Here is a 14,372-nt window from a genome sequence, read left to right on the forward strand (position 1 = left end):
GAGGCTTGACCATATTACGAAAGCCTTGAGGACACTCAAGGCCTTGCTAATGGCAACAACGCCAGGAAGAAATCTAAGAAGATTTCAATTTAGACAAACGCTTACATTTCTCTCATCGCAGTTTATATTTTGTTAAGGAATACAATCAATCCGGATATCCGGAACTAAATGTAAGGTCAAGAGTTAGTCTCTTGGCCTTTTTTATTTCAAGAAAGAGGCCGTAAAACAATGAAGTCGGTCTTACGGACAGATCGCAAAAAAGCCAGGCAAGCAAGTCTGGCTTTTTTGCGTTTGGAGACGGAAGACGGAAGGTCTTACAGCCAAGGAAAGAGAAATATTCGCAGAAAACAAATCTAATATTCCTTGAGATTGGAACAGAGGGGATTTATTTTTGATAAGTATTTTCGTTTCCCGCTTTTAAGAGAAAAAAATTAAAAGCTTTCATTAAGCGATAATCAATCCTCATTACAGTCTTTAATTTTATATAACAGAATGGCGCAATTGTCCGACTCCAAATAGTGGATGTCTATTTTCTGCGAAGAGCTGAATCATTGATATACTTTCAAACGCTATGAAAGCGTTTACGAAGAGTAGAACGGGAAAAGTTCCTGATAATTTAATCCGTTTAGTTTTTAACGTAAAATATTTAAATTGGCCGTAAGACCGGTTAAAAAGAAAAGATTTCTAAATTCATCAGAAATTTTTAGGATTTTTAAACCCTCAAGCAGAGTTCCTGGAACAGCTTAGATAATGAAAGATCTAAACACCCAAAAAACTCTGACTCATATTCGACGTTTGAAGAGCGAATCGAAGATCAATAGGAATTCGAATAAGACAACGAAACTGATTTTCACTAAGCGTGAATCATCTTCAGATCTTTGGATCCCCAAACGAAAAATTGCCAACCTAAAGCAGAAAATCGTAAAGTACGGGTCATTGAAAAGAGTATTGACCTTGCTTTTGAATAACAATCGCGATCGATTGGCTTCTTTCTTGGAGCCCTCTCGGACAGAAAAAACCTGTTATCAGAAGGCAAATCTTGATTTAGTTCGATTTTCGCTGAGACCGGAGGCTTCTGATTGGGCCGAATTGAGATTATTGGCCCGATATTACGGGATATCTATCTGTCATTTCTTTGTCATATTGTTAGATATGGACAAAACAGCACCTGAATATCTATTCACGACCCTTGGCGCGAAAATTGGAAATAAACGATTAGAAAAATCCGCAATTTCCCTTTTGCAACGCCTTCTTCCCAATCGAAAGCTGCTACTTTTTTCGATCGCATCCGGTCTAAAAACTTTTCATCCGATCGCACGAAAGTCGTCCGCATAAAATGACAAGTTTTACCAAGTCTCCGTGAACAGGCTGTTTTGGGCCGGAGTTCCGGCCAAAAACGTCGTATTCAGGGGAAAATATTGCCCAAAAGGATAAATACTAATAAAAATATTCTAAAATAGAAAATCAAAATATTATAATATATATAATGGTTATTTTTTTATAGGAGAAAAATAAAAAAATAGAAGGCGGTAAATTTTTTCTTCAAAAATCGAACTCGGCAGAACGATCATTGGAACCGTCAGCGGTATGAACAAAAATAAACCGCAACAGGGAGTAAGACATTTGCGTCTCCTGAAACCAAATCGTTCTGGAAGAGAACAGACAAAGCGTAAGATCGATTTTGCCTTGGACTCGAGGCAAAACATGAAAAAACTGGGTTCTCCATCGGACCTGAATATTCCCAAGGAACTAGTTCCGTACGTTTCTAAACGAATTCAAGATGCGGGTGGATCCTTGCGATTGCTGTTAAATCAGTGCGTATATAAAAGACCGCTAATAGTGCCGGTTCAAAAACAGAATGTTCGGGATCGGGTCGGATATCAAAAACAAAGACTTGAGTTGATTCGATTTCCGTTTCGGCCTTTCGAAGAAGATTGGAATGAACTCAAAAGACTCGCTTCTCTCTACAACGTATCAATGTGTCGGATGTTTGTGCGTTTGCTTGAATCGGATCTTCCTCCTAATTCCGCATACGCGAGGAATTTCGAGTTAGAAGTCATTCAAACGCCGCCACTGCCGATTATGAATTCTTTGAAAAAGACGGGGACCTAAGTTATAGCTTAGGTCTTTCCTTTCTTACAACGATTTTCTATATTTTAGAATTCTATTTACCAGAGGAACGTTTTTTATCTTTCGAGAATCTAATTTCGAAAATCAGTTAAATATTTCTTGAAAATGAAGATTCTGATCTTACAGTGTTCGAATCTTAGAATTTAAGAAAATCTCGGAGTGTATAATGTTTAAAAATTTAAGAAGAATCACCGTTTTATTTTTCTCTATCGCATCCATATTCTTTTCTTCTTCCGTATTTGCGGCAGGGACTTATTCGGAAGGTTGGGCCGTTGTAAAGCTCATTCAATTTGAGAGCCGCGGATTGATTTTCGATTCTTACGAAGGGCTTCTGGAATTTACGACCTATGATAAATCCGAAAAATGCGAAGCGGCAAAAGACGAATGCTTTGCTCCTTTGAAAGAAAAAGTAGAATTCTCCGTTCGCCCCGAAAACGGTGAAGTCGTTAACTTTTTGAGTAACAACTTAAATCAGGAAATTTTGGTTCAATATCGGATTCATAGATTTGAACCGGTCGCTCTGTCTACCGATTTTGAAGTGGTCGCCGCGCAGAGGCAAGTCGCTGTTATTCCGAAAGAAGCGGTCGATAAGATGATCGGAGATAAATCCGGATCAAAAAGAAATTTCTCAGTTACGGGGAGAATTCTTCAGCTGGATTATCAAGGAACCGCAATCGGAACGTATGAAGGTCTGTATTTAGACGAGGTTCGCGGTAAGGTTCATCCTTTTTCAGTTACCAACGAAGAAATTGCTAAATTTGCTTGGAATACGATGAAATACGGAACGAAGTATTATATCGGAATTTCTGTAGCGTTTGCAACCGGCTGGAGAAAGTCGGATTACGACGTTTTCGAAATCAATTATAAAGCCCCTGCCGGCGGAGTTTATACGGAAACGAAAAAGTAATCCGGATTCGGTCGAAGTTTTTAGAAAAAGGGACGGAAGACCGTCCCTTTTTAATTTCTGCACAATTAGAATTGTTGAGTGTATTCATTATTAGGAAAAAATCGAGTCATCCATTATCACCGCTCGAAGATTTTTCTAGATCGATAAGATCCGTTAACCAATCCGAAAGATTTCCGGCTCTATCTTTAATTCTCGCCTGAAGTAGCAGCTTTCTTTTAAACTTCGAAAACGATTTCGGAATTTTGACGAGAATCATTTTTCGATCCGCTTCAAACTCATAAGGAAATGTTTCTCCATCTAAAAGAATTTCCGCTCCGCCAGCATAACCGGAACCGATGTCTGAGACGGAATACATTCTTTCGATGAAGCTTTGTGGACGGACCTCCGGCGTGAATCGATGACGGGAGATTAAATAGGGGTGATCGATTTTCGGCTTTGAACGATCTTCTAAGACTCCAACGATACCGATTTTATTTAGAATTGCCTGAATTCCCCCTCCTTCAGAGGACGTTTTTAAAATGACCCAACGCTTGGTCGCTTCTTCGAATAAATATAAATTCTCGGACTTTGTTAGTCGTTTCCCTTTCCATAAAAATTTTGCCTCCCCTGACCAGCTGATTCCTGTGGATTCAATTTCGATCAGTTCGCTTTTTAAGGTTAATCCTTCCGGTAATCCTTTTTCGGACGGAACTCCGGCCTTTTCAAAAAGAATATTGCCCTTTCCGAATGTATTTCCCTTGGGAGTTTTTAGAGAAAAGCGACCGTCAGGAGAAGAATATTCCGTAGCAGCCGCTTTTTCCGGATGTCCTTTAAATCCGGAATTGAAAATTTTAATCTTGAGAGAAGACTGATTCTCTTCTTTATCACCTGCAATGATCTCGAACTGGACTTCCTGACCCTCGGGATATTCCTTGAGGTCGAAGCTGGATTTTAATGTCGGAAAAAGATTGTAAACGTATACGGGTGGATTCAAAGAGGATCGATTCGAATCATAGATTGATTGATGATCTCTGGCCTCGGCGTAACTCATTTTCTCAAATTTTCGTTCGTAGAGAATTCTCCCTTCGGATAAAAGTTTTGCGAAATAGAGATTGTTTTTATTTCGAGAATTCATCCGATCAAAGGCGCCTAACTTGATTCGGACTTCACCGCCGATTTTCAAAGGAGTCGGTTCGTTTAATTCGTAGATTCCTTCTTCCTTTTTTACGAGAGGGAGTCTGAATTTTTGTCCGTCGGAAGAATCAATGTAGAGGACGAGTAATTCGGGTGGAGTTCCGTCCCGATCATTCATCTTGAGATAAGCGAGAGGATTGAACGTATCTCCGTTTCCATGAAGTTCGAAATGCAAATGTGGAACGCCGGTTCCTGATTCTCCAATTCTCGCGATTGCCTGTCCTTGTTTTATGGAATATTTGTGATCTAAAAATTTTATAGAAAAGATTCCGTCGCTGAGAAGATGCAATGCTTGCCTAAGGTGTTCTAATTCTCTTTTTGCTCCTTCTAAGCTGAACAAGTGCGCGAATTTTGCTCGAAGTCCCGACGGAGAACGAACCATCAGATTAAGCCCATAACCGTTCGGCGACTCCGATACTGATTCTACGACTCCATCAAAAGGGGCGATGGCCGGAAGACCGTTCAAGTGAAACGTTTTAAAATCGGCTCCCATGTGGAGGTGATGCGTTCTGTATTCAGCGAACGAACCGGAAATAGGTGTCTGGATCTCCATAGGAAAACGTAGTTTTCCTTGCAGTTCCGGAAATAATTGTAATTCCGGACGGTCTTCCGTCCACAATCCGCTCCACGGAAATATTAAAACGAATAACAATAAAGTAGGAATGGAACGTGCGGAGAATCTTTTCATCTTCCGCAAAAGCTGCGGTCAAAATCGAAATTTGTAAAGTCGAAAAGAGCCTCCGGAAAATTCTCCTTGCACGGAGTTCCGTCCACAAAAGATCCTTCTAACTATGTCCAATGTCCGACTGGCGATCTTCTTCACGCTCCTTCTCTCGCTCGTTCACTGCACTTATTTTACAAGAGAACCGAGAAATCCGCCTAAGATCGACGGAGTTCCGATTCCGGACGACCAGCGTCGGCTCTATGTCCAAAACTTTCGGAACAATTCCTACGGAATGGGAATTCAAACTCTTTTGACGGAACTTGTTCGATCCGAGATCGACGCGAGGGGCAGATTCATACAGACCCGGGAGAAGTCGATTGCGGCCTACCGTCTTTACGGAGAAGTCGTTCACTATCAGCTTGTCGGAAATCTTTTGGATCAGGGAGGACAATCCATCTCCAGGGAGATGTTGGTCATCGTTCGGCTGGAACTCCAGAAGGCCGGAGGACAAAAAATAACATTGGAAAGGGAAGAAATTCCGGTTAGAATTATCTTCTCCGATCAAGTCGGATTTAGAGAGAGTGAAAATCAGGCTCAGGCCCGACTGTTAAAAATCATGGCGATTCGAATCGCCGAGGAGATGGAAAGAGCTTGGTATTTTTCTATTGCCGGAAAGATCGATCCCTGATAATCTTGACCCGCCCCTTGAGTAATCTCCTATGAATCGAGAAAAACAAGAAGCCATTCTAAACAAAACGGAACCCGCGGTCCGCATGGAAATGCAGACCTTTTCGGAATATCTCCAGAAAGAGGGATTGAAAATCACCAACCAGAGAATGCTGGTCGCGGAAAGAATTTTCTCTCTTCACAATCACTTCACAGCGGAAGGACTTTTGGAGGAATTCAAGGACCAGAGAGATCAGATTTCTAAAGCGACCATCTATAGAATTCTCTCCATCATGGTTTCGGCGGGACTTCTGCAAGAACACAACTTCGGAAAAGATTACAAGTATTACGAGCATATCATCGGGCATAAACATCACGATCATATCATCTGCACGGTTTGCGGAAAAATCGTGGAGTTCGTGGACGAAAGAATCGAACAGCTTCAAGAGCAAGCCGCAAAGGACAACGGTTTTAAGATAACGGGCCACAGCTTGAACATCTACGGAACCTGCAACGAGCATTCTTCCGGTAGATGATTTTTAAAACACTTTCCGAAGATTCAAAGACTCGAGCCAGAACCGGAATTCTCAACTTAAACGGAGTGGAACTGGAAACGCCGGTATTTATGCCGGTGGGGACCAGAGGCGTCGTCAAAACTCTCACGATGGACGACCTCGAAGAACTTGAGTATTCTTTAATATTAGGGAATACGTATCATCTCTACCTCCGACCCGGCACGGACGTTCTCGACAAGTTCGGAGGACTGAAGAAATTCTCCACTTGGAAAAAAGCATTACTCACCGACAGCGGAGGATATCAGGTCTTCAGTCTGAATTCTCTCTTTAAATACGAACAGGACGGCGTTCGTTTTCAATCGCATATCGACGGAAGCCGTCACTATTTCACGCCGAGTTCCGTCATCGACATACAACGCAGCATCGGCTCGGACATCATGATGGTCCTGGACGACTGCGCTCCTTTCGATTCCAGCCCGGAACGACTCAGGCAATCCTTGGATCGGACGCATCGATGGGCGGAAATGTCCGTGGAATATTGGGAAAAGAGGAAGAATTCTCAGCATCTTTTCGGAATCTTTCAAGGAGGCATCGATCTCGACTTCCGTTTAGAAAGTCTGCAGGCGATCACCTCACTGCCGTTTGACGGAGTTGCGATCGGCGGACTTTCGGTAGGAGAGCCGCGCAAGGATTTCATCCGAATTTTGGAAGGGATTTCAAAGTATACGGATCGAAATCGTCCTTTGTATCTGATGGGAGTGGGGACCGTACCCGATATTTTGGACGGAGTGAAGAATGGAGTCGATATGTTTGACTGCGTTCTTCCGACTCGGAACGCAAGAAACGGTCAAGTTTTCACATCGCTCGGAAAAATTAATTTGAGAAATGAGAAGTGGAAGAATTCCGACGCTCCGATGGATCCGAATTGCGGGTGTAAGGTGTGCAAGAGATACAGCATCGGGTACATTCGACACTTACATCACGTCGGAGAGATCACCGCATTCTCACTTTCGACGTATCATAATTTATATTTCATGAAAAGTTTTCTTGCGGAGATAAGAAAGTCCATTCAAGCGGGTGAATTTTTAGAAACTTATGCCAGATGGAAAAATTTGTACGAAAAGCCTGAATTTTCCGGTTGACTATTTACAGAATCGCCTTTCCTTTAGTAGAGCTGGCCGGAAAGAGACAGAAAGGAGTTGCTGATTATTTATGGAAATAACCAGAAGAGAAAGCGGGAACATTGTGATTCTGGACATAAACGGAGAGATCGATCTCTACAATGCCCCAGAGATTAAAGATGTAATCGCTAAACTCATCGAGGAACAAAAATATTATACCATTATCAATCTGGAAAAAGTTTCCTACATTGACTCGTCTGGTATTGGTGCATTGATTTCCAGCCTTTCCAACCTGAAGAAATATCAGGGTGGACTTAAAATTATCAACGTCTCCGGATCCGTTAGAAAAGTTTTCGAGCTCACCAAGCTGACTTCTTTCTTTGAGATTTTTGATAATGAGGCAGAAGCAGTCTCTGCCTTTAAGTAAGATCGGATTATAATTTTATCCTACCTTTTCTGAAACCTGGTGCCGCAATGAAATCAACCCAAAGAAAAATATTTTCTTCTTTTATAATCTTACTCGCAGGTTTTCTCATTGCCTGTGGAGCCGAACTTCCCATCCAGGAGTTGAGCGACGCGAAAAACTCCATCACGAGAGCGAAAGCGGCAGGGGCCGAAAAATACGCTCCGGGAGAATTGGAAGAAGCTCGCAAGAGTTTGCTGAATGCACACCAAAAGGCTTCGGAAGAAGATCTCGCGGAAACTAAAAAATCCGCGGAATACGCAAGAGCAAAAGCTCTGGATGCATCCGAGAAATCCTTTCCATCTTCCGTGGATGACGCTCGTAAAGAGTCAACTTCATCAATCGATTCTGCCGACGAAGCGTTCGCTTCTCAACTTGCTTCCGAGCCTTATAATGCTGCAGTTCAACTTCGCAAAGAAGGGGACACACTGCGTGAAACTGCGGATCGCACTCTCGAATCGTATCCAAGAGAATCCGGTGACGATGCAAAACTGAGAACCAGACTGGCCGCTTTCGATCAGTATGAGGCTTCTCGCCAGAAATACGCCGATTCCAAAAAATCCGCGGACGAATCCAAGGTATTAGCGCTTTCTCAAAAACAACAATTGATCGATTCTCTTGCCGATATCGAAAAAAATCTGAACGATGCGGATAAATACGCTGAAGGAAAAGATCCGGAAGTCGCAGAAACGAAAAGTCGTTTAGACGGTGCGAAATATAAAATCGAAGAAGGCAAAATCAAAGAAGGTTACGCTGAGATCGATGATATCCGCAAAAAATCCGGCGAACTCGTCGCAAAGAATATCAAGGCTTACGCAGAAAAACAAAAAGAACTCGCGAAACAAAGCGTAGCAACTGCGACCACAAAACTTGCATCTTTTGATAAGAATAAAGTAAATGCTTCTCGTGATTTCCAAGTTTCTTACCAAAGAGCCGAAGAAAATCTGAAAGCAGCGGAAGAATCCAGAGTGTCCGCGGAAGATTTATATTCTTCCGAAAAATACGAGGATTCGATCGCACGCTCCGAAGAAGCGATCCGTCTTTCCAGAATTGTCGTAGACCAATCCACAGAATTGGCTGAGAGAATGGAAAGAAAAACAACCGGCGATCAGGTTGCGGGCCGCGATACGAAAACAGGAAACGATTCTAAGAACACGGTTAAGGATCAAACCTCGACTGATAAGCATTCTTCTACGAAAGTCGGAGAAGACGGTTTGCCGGAAGGTTGGAAACGTTATGTGGTTCGCAAGAAGGTTCCTGCCGATTGTCTCTGGAGAATTTCCAAAGATAAGAGACATTACGGAACGGCTAAACTTTGGAGAAGAATCTACGAGGCGAATCGCAACAAGATTAAAAATCCAAATTTGATTTATCCGAAACAGGTATTGTTGATTCCTCCTAAAAAAGGACCTACTAAATTTCATAAGGCGGAACCTTCCAAAAAGAAGAAGCCGACTGCGGAAGAAGTAGAAGCGATCGAGCAAAACCAAAAGCCGGCTGCTTCTGAAGAATCAGAATCTGGTGAACCGGATAACAAAAAGAAAACCGAGGCAACTCCTCCACCTGCGGCAGACGATACGGCTACAGGGACGGAAGAACAACCTACTGAGGAAGAAAACGGAGAAGAAGAAAATCCGGAAAATCTACAGTAGTCTAAAATCCGATTTTTGTGAAGGGAAGGCTTGGTTGAAAAACCGGGCCTTTTTTGTTTTTGGGGCGGAGTTCCGTCCAAAATATTCCATTTAGATTCAAATCAAAAACGCTTCAATGTCGATTTTGGTTTTCGCTGAACTCAAGAGAAGACCGAAGTCAGCGCTGCTCCTTTGAAACTCGATCGTTTGTGGACGGAAGACCGTCCGTTTCGCCATTTACAAAAGAATCCGGCTCAACAACGGAAATTTTGGACGGAACTCCGGCATAGAAATCTACGACAGTCGTATATTTTCGAATCCAGCTGAAATTCACTTGATTACCGCTTTCCGATTGTAAAACTTTCTTTTGAAGTAAAATGAAACGCGCTTATACCCAGCCGATTTCCTCGGTCAGTTATCAGGACTACCAAACTTTGGTAACACTTGCATGGGAAGAGGATTGTCCCGACGAGGATATCACTTCGGTATCCCTTTTTTCGCCCGATCAAAAAGCGACCGCAAGCCTGAACGCAAGAGAACCAGGAATTCTCTGCGGAACAGGAGTATTAGAAGTTTTGAATGTCCTTTCCGGAGACAAAATCCGGTCGGAACTTTTCAAAAAGGATTCCGAAAGTTTTCAAAAGGGAGAAACCCTTCTGAAAATCCACGGAAGTCTGGTTCAGATTCTCCGGGTGGAAAGAATTTTATTAAACTTTCTGCAATATCTTTCCGGCATTTCCACTCGAACCGGAGAAGTCGTCCAAAAATACGGACGCAACGGACTTATGATTCTCGATACGCGCAAAACTCTCCCCGGTTACCGCAAACTTGCGAAGTATGCGGTTTATTGCGGAGGCGGAAGCAATCATCGACTCAATCTTTCCGAAATGGCGATGATCAAGGACAACCATCTTGCGATGTATTCTTCTTCTCACGAACCGGTCGGAAAGATCAAAACGCGTTTTCCCGGAAGACTGGTGGAAGTGGAAATCGATTCCATTTCCCAGCTCGACGATGTGATCGGCTCGGGTGCGGACGTCGTATTATTGGATAATTTTTCCTTGGAAGATACGAAGGTCGCCTATTCGATTCTCAAACAGAAAGCCCCGAATATTCAGATCGAATTTTCAGGCGGAATTACGCCCGAAAAATTGGAAGCACTCTCGGAATTTTCCGGCGCGGGTGTTAGTATGGGATATCTAACGCACACGACTCGTTTTCTGGACCTCGGTTTGGACATCGAGCAACATTGAGTTATGGGATTTGTGAAAGCTCCTGCAACCAAAGACATGCTTCTCGAAGGGGTTCGCGAAACTCTCGGAGATCACGCTTACGAATCGGTTCAAAAGGCGTATGACGTGTCCGAGCGTGCGCACCAAGGACAGTTTCGTCTTTCCGGCGAACCGTATATCGTTCACCCTCTTCAAGTCGGTTTTATCCTATTCGAACTCGGTTTGGACGAGAAGGTAATCTGCGCCGGACTTCTTCACGACGTAATTGAAGACACGGAATATTCCCGAGACGATATGATCCGCGATTTCGGGGAAGACATCACCGATCTCGTCGAAGGCGTAACTAAAATCTCCAAAATCAAAAGTCAATCCAAGGAAACCGAGGCGGCGGAGAATATCAGAAAGATCATCGTCGCGACGATCAAGGATATCCGCGTCATTCTTATCAAGCTGGCGGATAAGACGCACAACATGCGGACTCTTTCCTTTCAACCTCCGGAAAAACAAAGAAGAATCGCTCAGGAAACCCTTTCCTTATACGCGCCGATCGCGGGTAGATTAGGAATTTATAAAATAAAATCGGAACTGGAAGACCTTGCGTTTCAGATTCTCAATCCTGAAGAATATCAGGAAGTAAAGAAGAACATCAACTCCAAGAAATCGGAGCGCGAAGGGTTTATCGAAACCCTCAAGATCATTCTTCTCCAAAGACTTTCCGAAATTCAGATCGAAGCCGACGTGGACGGTCGAGCCAAACACTTCTATTCGATCTACCGCAAGATGAAGCTGAAGGAAAAAACCTTCAACGAAATCTTCGACTTAAGGGCGATCCGAATCATAGCGAACGAAGTCAAGGACTGTTACGGTGTATTAGGAATCGTGCATACACTTTGGAATCCCGTGCCCGGGCGTTTTAAGGATTACATCGCGACTCCGAAGACGAATATGTATCAATCCCTTCACACTACAGTGATCGGACCGGACGGGAAACCGCTCGAAGTTCAGATCCGCACGCGGGAGATGAACGATATCGCCGAATACGGAATCGCCGCGCACTGGATGTATAAGGAGAGCAAACCTTCCTCTTCGGGCAAAAGCGTAAAAGTGAAGTGGCTCGAACTTCTCAGCTCTTGGCAGGATTCCGCGCTGGATCCGAAAGAATTCGTGGAAGAACTCAAATACGATCTGCACGAGGACGAGGTATTCGTCTTCACACCGAAAGGCGAGATTCTTCAGTTACCGAAAGGTGCGACCATTCTCGACTTTGCGTTTCGAATTCATACCGATGTCGGTTTAAAAGCGAAGGGCGGAAGAATCAACGGAAGAATGCTTCCGCTCCGAACGGAAATCCGTTCCGGAGATCAGATCGAAATCATCACCGATAAAAGAACGAAACCTTCTCCCATTTGGCTTCGGATCGTAAGAACTCCGTCCGCAAGACAAAAACTCCGGGCTTATTTCCGAAGACTCAGAGAAGAGACCAAAAAAGATCTGCAACAAGAAGCGGAGTTTGCCGCCGAGATTACTCTGAATGCCGAGGTTCTTGAAGAACTCAAAAAGAAACCTTCCGCAAAACCGGCTAAACAAATCGATCTCGGTGCGGGCAAAGTCATCGTCGCGGGTCTTCGAGGAATTCCGGTTCGTCTTTCCGGTTGTTGTTCTCCTTTGCCTGGAGACGAGATCATCGGATTTGTAACGCGCGGAAGAGGCGTGAGTATTCATAAAAAAGGCTGCGCAACCGCCAAACAGCAGGAACAGGAAGAATCCATGCGCGTCATCACGGTCGAATGGGATTACGGTCAAAGTGAATCCATTCCCGTGTTGATCGAAGTGAAGTCGAGGGATAGACAGGGAATCTTTATGGAAATCGTAAAGTCGATTTCCAATACGCAGACCAATATCCGAGAATCCAAGGCGACCACCGATCAAAGAGGAAACTTGGTCGCAAGTTTCGAAGTGGACGTGGAACACTTGGATCAACTCAAGGAGATTCTGAGCAATCTCAAACAAATACCGGACGTATATCAAGCCCATAGGATTAAGAATTAAAGAGGTAACTTCTTGAAGAAACTATCATATTCCGTTTTTTGCATATCTTTGTTCGTGTTCGCATCCGCATTTATCGGTTGCGGGGAAAAGGAAGAATCCGAAACCTCCGTGGTCGTGGAAACGCTTCCTTGGAAGGGGAATCCGGATTCGATTCCGGTCGCATTGCGCGGCCACAATCCGATCGTTTCTCCCGATGCGAAAAAAGGCGGAACCTTTCGGATCTACAGTCATCAGTTTCCGAAATCTCTGAACTATTATCTGGATCAGTTTTCGACCACGGCTCATATCTTCGGATTGATGTTCGAACCTCTTCTCGACTACCACCCGTTGACGCTCGAACCGATTCCGCATCTCGCTTCTTCTTGGAAGATTTCTCCCGATAAAAGGAAGTTCACGTTCACCATTGACGCGAACGCGGTTTGGTCGGACGGAAAACCGATCACCGCGAACGACGTCTTATTCACTTACGAAACGTTGATGGATAAGAACAATAACACTGCGGTTTTCCGAATCGATCTTTCCCGTTTTGAAAAACCGGTCGTTCTGAGCGAACGGGAAATCGAATTCACACAAAAGGAAATTCATTGGTCGAACTTTAATACGATCGCGAATTCCCTCTACATTCTTCCTTCGCATTATTATCAAGGCAGAAACTTCGATAAGGAGAATTTCGATTTTCCCGTGGTTTCAGGGCCGTATTCTATGCTTTCCGCAAAGAAAGGCCGTTACGTGAAGATGCGCAGACGGGGCGATTATTGGATGCGCGCGTATCCGTTTTACAAAGGCGTAGATAACTTCGATACGATCCTTTTCAAGGTTTATAACGAGGAGCCGATCGCGTTTCAAGCATTCAAAAAAGGTGATATAGATATCTATCCTACGTATACGGCTTCTTTTTGGGTCAAAGACGCGGTTGGGGAGAAGTTCGACGAGAATTATATTCTCAAGCAGAAAATCTACAACTCCAAACCGATCGGATTTCAAGGTTTGGTTTTTAACATGAGACGGGAAATTTTTTCGGATGTGAGAGTTCGCAAGGCGTTCGCTCATCTCGTGGATCGAAATCTTCTCATCGAAAAACTCGCGTACAACGAGTACGAACCCACGAACGCATTCTACCAGGATTTGTGGCCCGCAAATTCTTCCCCGAATCCTCCGATCGAATTCGACGTAAAGAAAGCGAGAGAACTGCTCGCGCAAGCGGGATGGAAAACGAATTCGAAAGGAATTCTGGAAAAGGACGGAAAGGAATTTCGCTTTAGCATATTAGAAAGAGATAAAAAAGCGGAGAAGTATCTTACGCTCATTCAGGAAAGAGCCAAAGAAGTCGGAATCGTCATCAGCTTGGAGGCGACGGACCTTGCGGAATGGAGTTCTCGCATGGATAAATACGACTTCGATATGACCTGGGCCGCTTGGGGAGGCGGAGTATTCAAAGATCCGGAAGCGATGTGGTATTCCAAATACGCGGAAGAAAAGGGACAGCCGAATCTTTCCGGTTTTAAAAACGCGGAAGTGGATAAGCTCGTGGAACAGCAAAGAACCGAGTTCAACATTCCGAAACGAAATGAAATTCTCAGAAAGATCGATAAGATCTTAACCGCGGAAGTTCCCTACGTTCTTTTATGGAACACAAGCGCGACAAGAATCATGTATTGGAACCGCTTCAAGTCTCCGAAAAACCCTCTCGGAAAATACGGAAGCGAAAAGGAAGCGTCTTCTCTTTGGTGGTTGGACGAGGCGCAATCCTCCAAATTGAACGAAGCGATCCTGAAAAAGGAAAAACTACCTTCCATACCGGAGAAAGTCTACTTTCAGTAG

12 protein-coding genes are annotated in these 14,372 nt (G+C 43.9%); 11 read left to right on the plus strand and 1 reads right to left on the minus strand.

What is annotated here, in order from left to right:
- Positions 1-750: 750 nt before the first annotated feature.
- The 3 genes from DLM76_RS22190 (at position 751) to lsa26 (ending at position 3,037) form a co-directional block, all read left to right on the plus strand.
- Entirely contained in the window at positions 751-1,335 is a 585-nt protein-coding gene (locus tag DLM76_RS22190) for a DUF1564 family protein (protein ID WP_118966331.1), read from the plus strand.
- A gap of 252 nt (positions 1,336-1,587) precedes the next feature.
- The gene (locus tag DLM76_RS19935) at positions 1,588-2,112 is read left to right on the plus strand and encodes a DUF1564 family protein (protein WP_118966332.1); all 525 of its coding nucleotides are present in this window, start codon (positions 1,588-1,590) and stop codon (positions 2,110-2,112) included.
- 184 nt (positions 2,113-2,296) lie between these two features.
- Positions 2,297-3,037 (plus strand): surface adhesion protein Lsa26, encoded by a 741-nt coding sequence (gene lsa26 / locus DLM76_RS19940; protein WP_118957689.1) that lies wholly within the window; start codon positions 2,297-2,299, stop codon positions 3,035-3,037.
- 106 nt (positions 3,038-3,143) lie between these two features.
- Here the strand turns inward: lsa26 and DLM76_RS19945 are convergent, their stop codons facing one another.
- A complete protein-coding gene (locus DLM76_RS19945) occupies positions 3,144-4,898 on the minus strand; it encodes a M23 family metallopeptidase (protein WP_118966333.1) in 1,755 nt (584 codons plus the stop codon).
- A 103-nt stretch (positions 4,899-5,001) separates the two neighbouring features.
- Here DLM76_RS19945 and lptE point away from each other — a divergent pair, with 103 nt between their 5' ends.
- The 8 genes from lptE to DLM76_RS19985 all read left to right on the plus strand — a co-directional run bounded on the left by lptE (position 5,002) and on the right by DLM76_RS19985 (position 14,372).
- Positions 5,002-5,562: an LPS assembly lipoprotein LptE gene (lptE, locus tag DLM76_RS19950; protein WP_118966334.1), complete on the plus strand. Its 561-nt coding sequence runs from the start codon at positions 5,002-5,004 to the stop codon at positions 5,560-5,562.
- A gap of 31 nt (positions 5,563-5,593) precedes the next feature.
- Positions 5,594-6,076 (plus strand): Fur family transcriptional regulator, encoded by a 483-nt coding sequence (locus tag DLM76_RS19955; RefSeq protein ID WP_002996754.1) that lies wholly within the window; start codon positions 5,594-5,596, stop codon positions 6,074-6,076.
- A complete protein-coding gene (tgt, locus tag DLM76_RS19960; protein WP_118957692.1) occupies positions 6,073-7,197 on the plus strand; it encodes a tRNA guanosine(34) transglycosylase Tgt in 1,125 nt (374 codons plus the stop codon). The genes DLM76_RS19955 and tgt overlap by 4 nt, the downstream gene beginning before the upstream one ends.
- A gap of 70 nt (positions 7,198-7,267) precedes the next feature.
- Positions 7,268-7,603 carry an STAS domain-containing protein gene (locus DLM76_RS19965; protein ID WP_002745051.1) on the plus strand — a complete coding sequence of 112 codons (336 nt, stop codon included), beginning with the start codon at positions 7,268-7,270 and terminating at the stop codon, positions 7,601-7,603.
- Between the two features lie 47 nt (positions 7,604-7,650).
- Positions 7,651-9,291, plus strand: coding sequence for a lipoprotein LipL71 (locus DLM76_RS19970; RefSeq protein WP_118966335.1), 1,641 nt, complete (start codon positions 7,651-7,653; stop codon positions 9,289-9,291).
- Positions 9,292-9,647: 356 nt separating this feature from the next.
- The gene (gene nadC, locus DLM76_RS19975) at positions 9,648-10,523 is read left to right on the plus strand and encodes a carboxylating nicotinate-nucleotide diphosphorylase (protein WP_118957694.1); all 876 of its coding nucleotides are present in this window, start codon (positions 9,648-9,650) and stop codon (positions 10,521-10,523) included.
- Positions 10,524-10,526: 3 nt separating this feature from the next.
- Positions 10,527-12,551: a RelA/SpoT family protein gene (locus tag DLM76_RS19980; RefSeq protein WP_118957695.1), complete on the plus strand. Its 2,025-nt coding sequence runs from the start codon at positions 10,527-10,529 to the stop codon at positions 12,549-12,551.
- A 12-nt stretch (positions 12,552-12,563) separates the two neighbouring features.
- Positions 12,564-14,372: an extracellular solute-binding protein gene (locus tag DLM76_RS19985; protein WP_118957696.1), complete on the plus strand. Its 1,809-nt coding sequence runs from the start codon at positions 12,564-12,566 to the stop codon at positions 14,370-14,372.

Origin of the sequence: Leptospira yasudae, assembly GCF_003545925.1 — a bacterium.
In the GTDB taxonomy this organism is placed as follows: domain Bacteria; phylum Spirochaetota; class Leptospiria; order Leptospirales; family Leptospiraceae; genus Leptospira; species Leptospira yasudae.

Coding starts and splice junctions, on each gene's coding strand:
- DLM76_RS22190 (WP_118966331.1), top strand. CDS start 751: ATGAAAGATCTAAACACCCAAAAAACTCTGACTCATATTCGACGTTTG.
- DLM76_RS19935 (WP_118966332.1), top strand. CDS start 1,588: ATGAACAAAAATAAACCGCAACAGGGAGTAAGACATTTGCGTCTCCTG.
- lsa26 (WP_118957689.1), top strand. CDS start 2,297: ATGTTTAAAAATTTAAGAAGAATCACCGTTTTATTTTTCTCTATCGCA.
- DLM76_RS19945 (WP_118966333.1), bottom strand. CDS start 4,898: ATGAAAAGATTCTCCGCACGTTCCATTCCTACTTTATTGTTATTCGTT.
- lptE (WP_118966334.1), top strand. CDS start 5,002: ATGTCCAATGTCCGACTGGCGATCTTCTTCACGCTCCTTCTCTCGCTC.
- DLM76_RS19955 (WP_002996754.1), top strand. CDS start 5,594: ATGAATCGAGAAAAACAAGAAGCCATTCTAAACAAAACGGAACCCGCG.
- tgt (WP_118957692.1), top strand. CDS start 6,073: ATGATTTTTAAAACACTTTCCGAAGATTCAAAGACTCGAGCCAGAACC.
- DLM76_RS19965 (WP_002745051.1), top strand. CDS start 7,268: ATGGAAATAACCAGAAGAGAAAGCGGGAACATTGTGATTCTGGACATA.
- DLM76_RS19970 (WP_118966335.1), top strand. CDS start 7,651: ATGAAATCAACCCAAAGAAAAATATTTTCTTCTTTTATAATCTTACTC.
- nadC (WP_118957694.1), top strand. CDS start 9,648: ATGAAACGCGCTTATACCCAGCCGATTTCCTCGGTCAGTTATCAGGAC.
- DLM76_RS19980 (WP_118957695.1), top strand. CDS start 10,527: ATGGGATTTGTGAAAGCTCCTGCAACCAAAGACATGCTTCTCGAAGGG.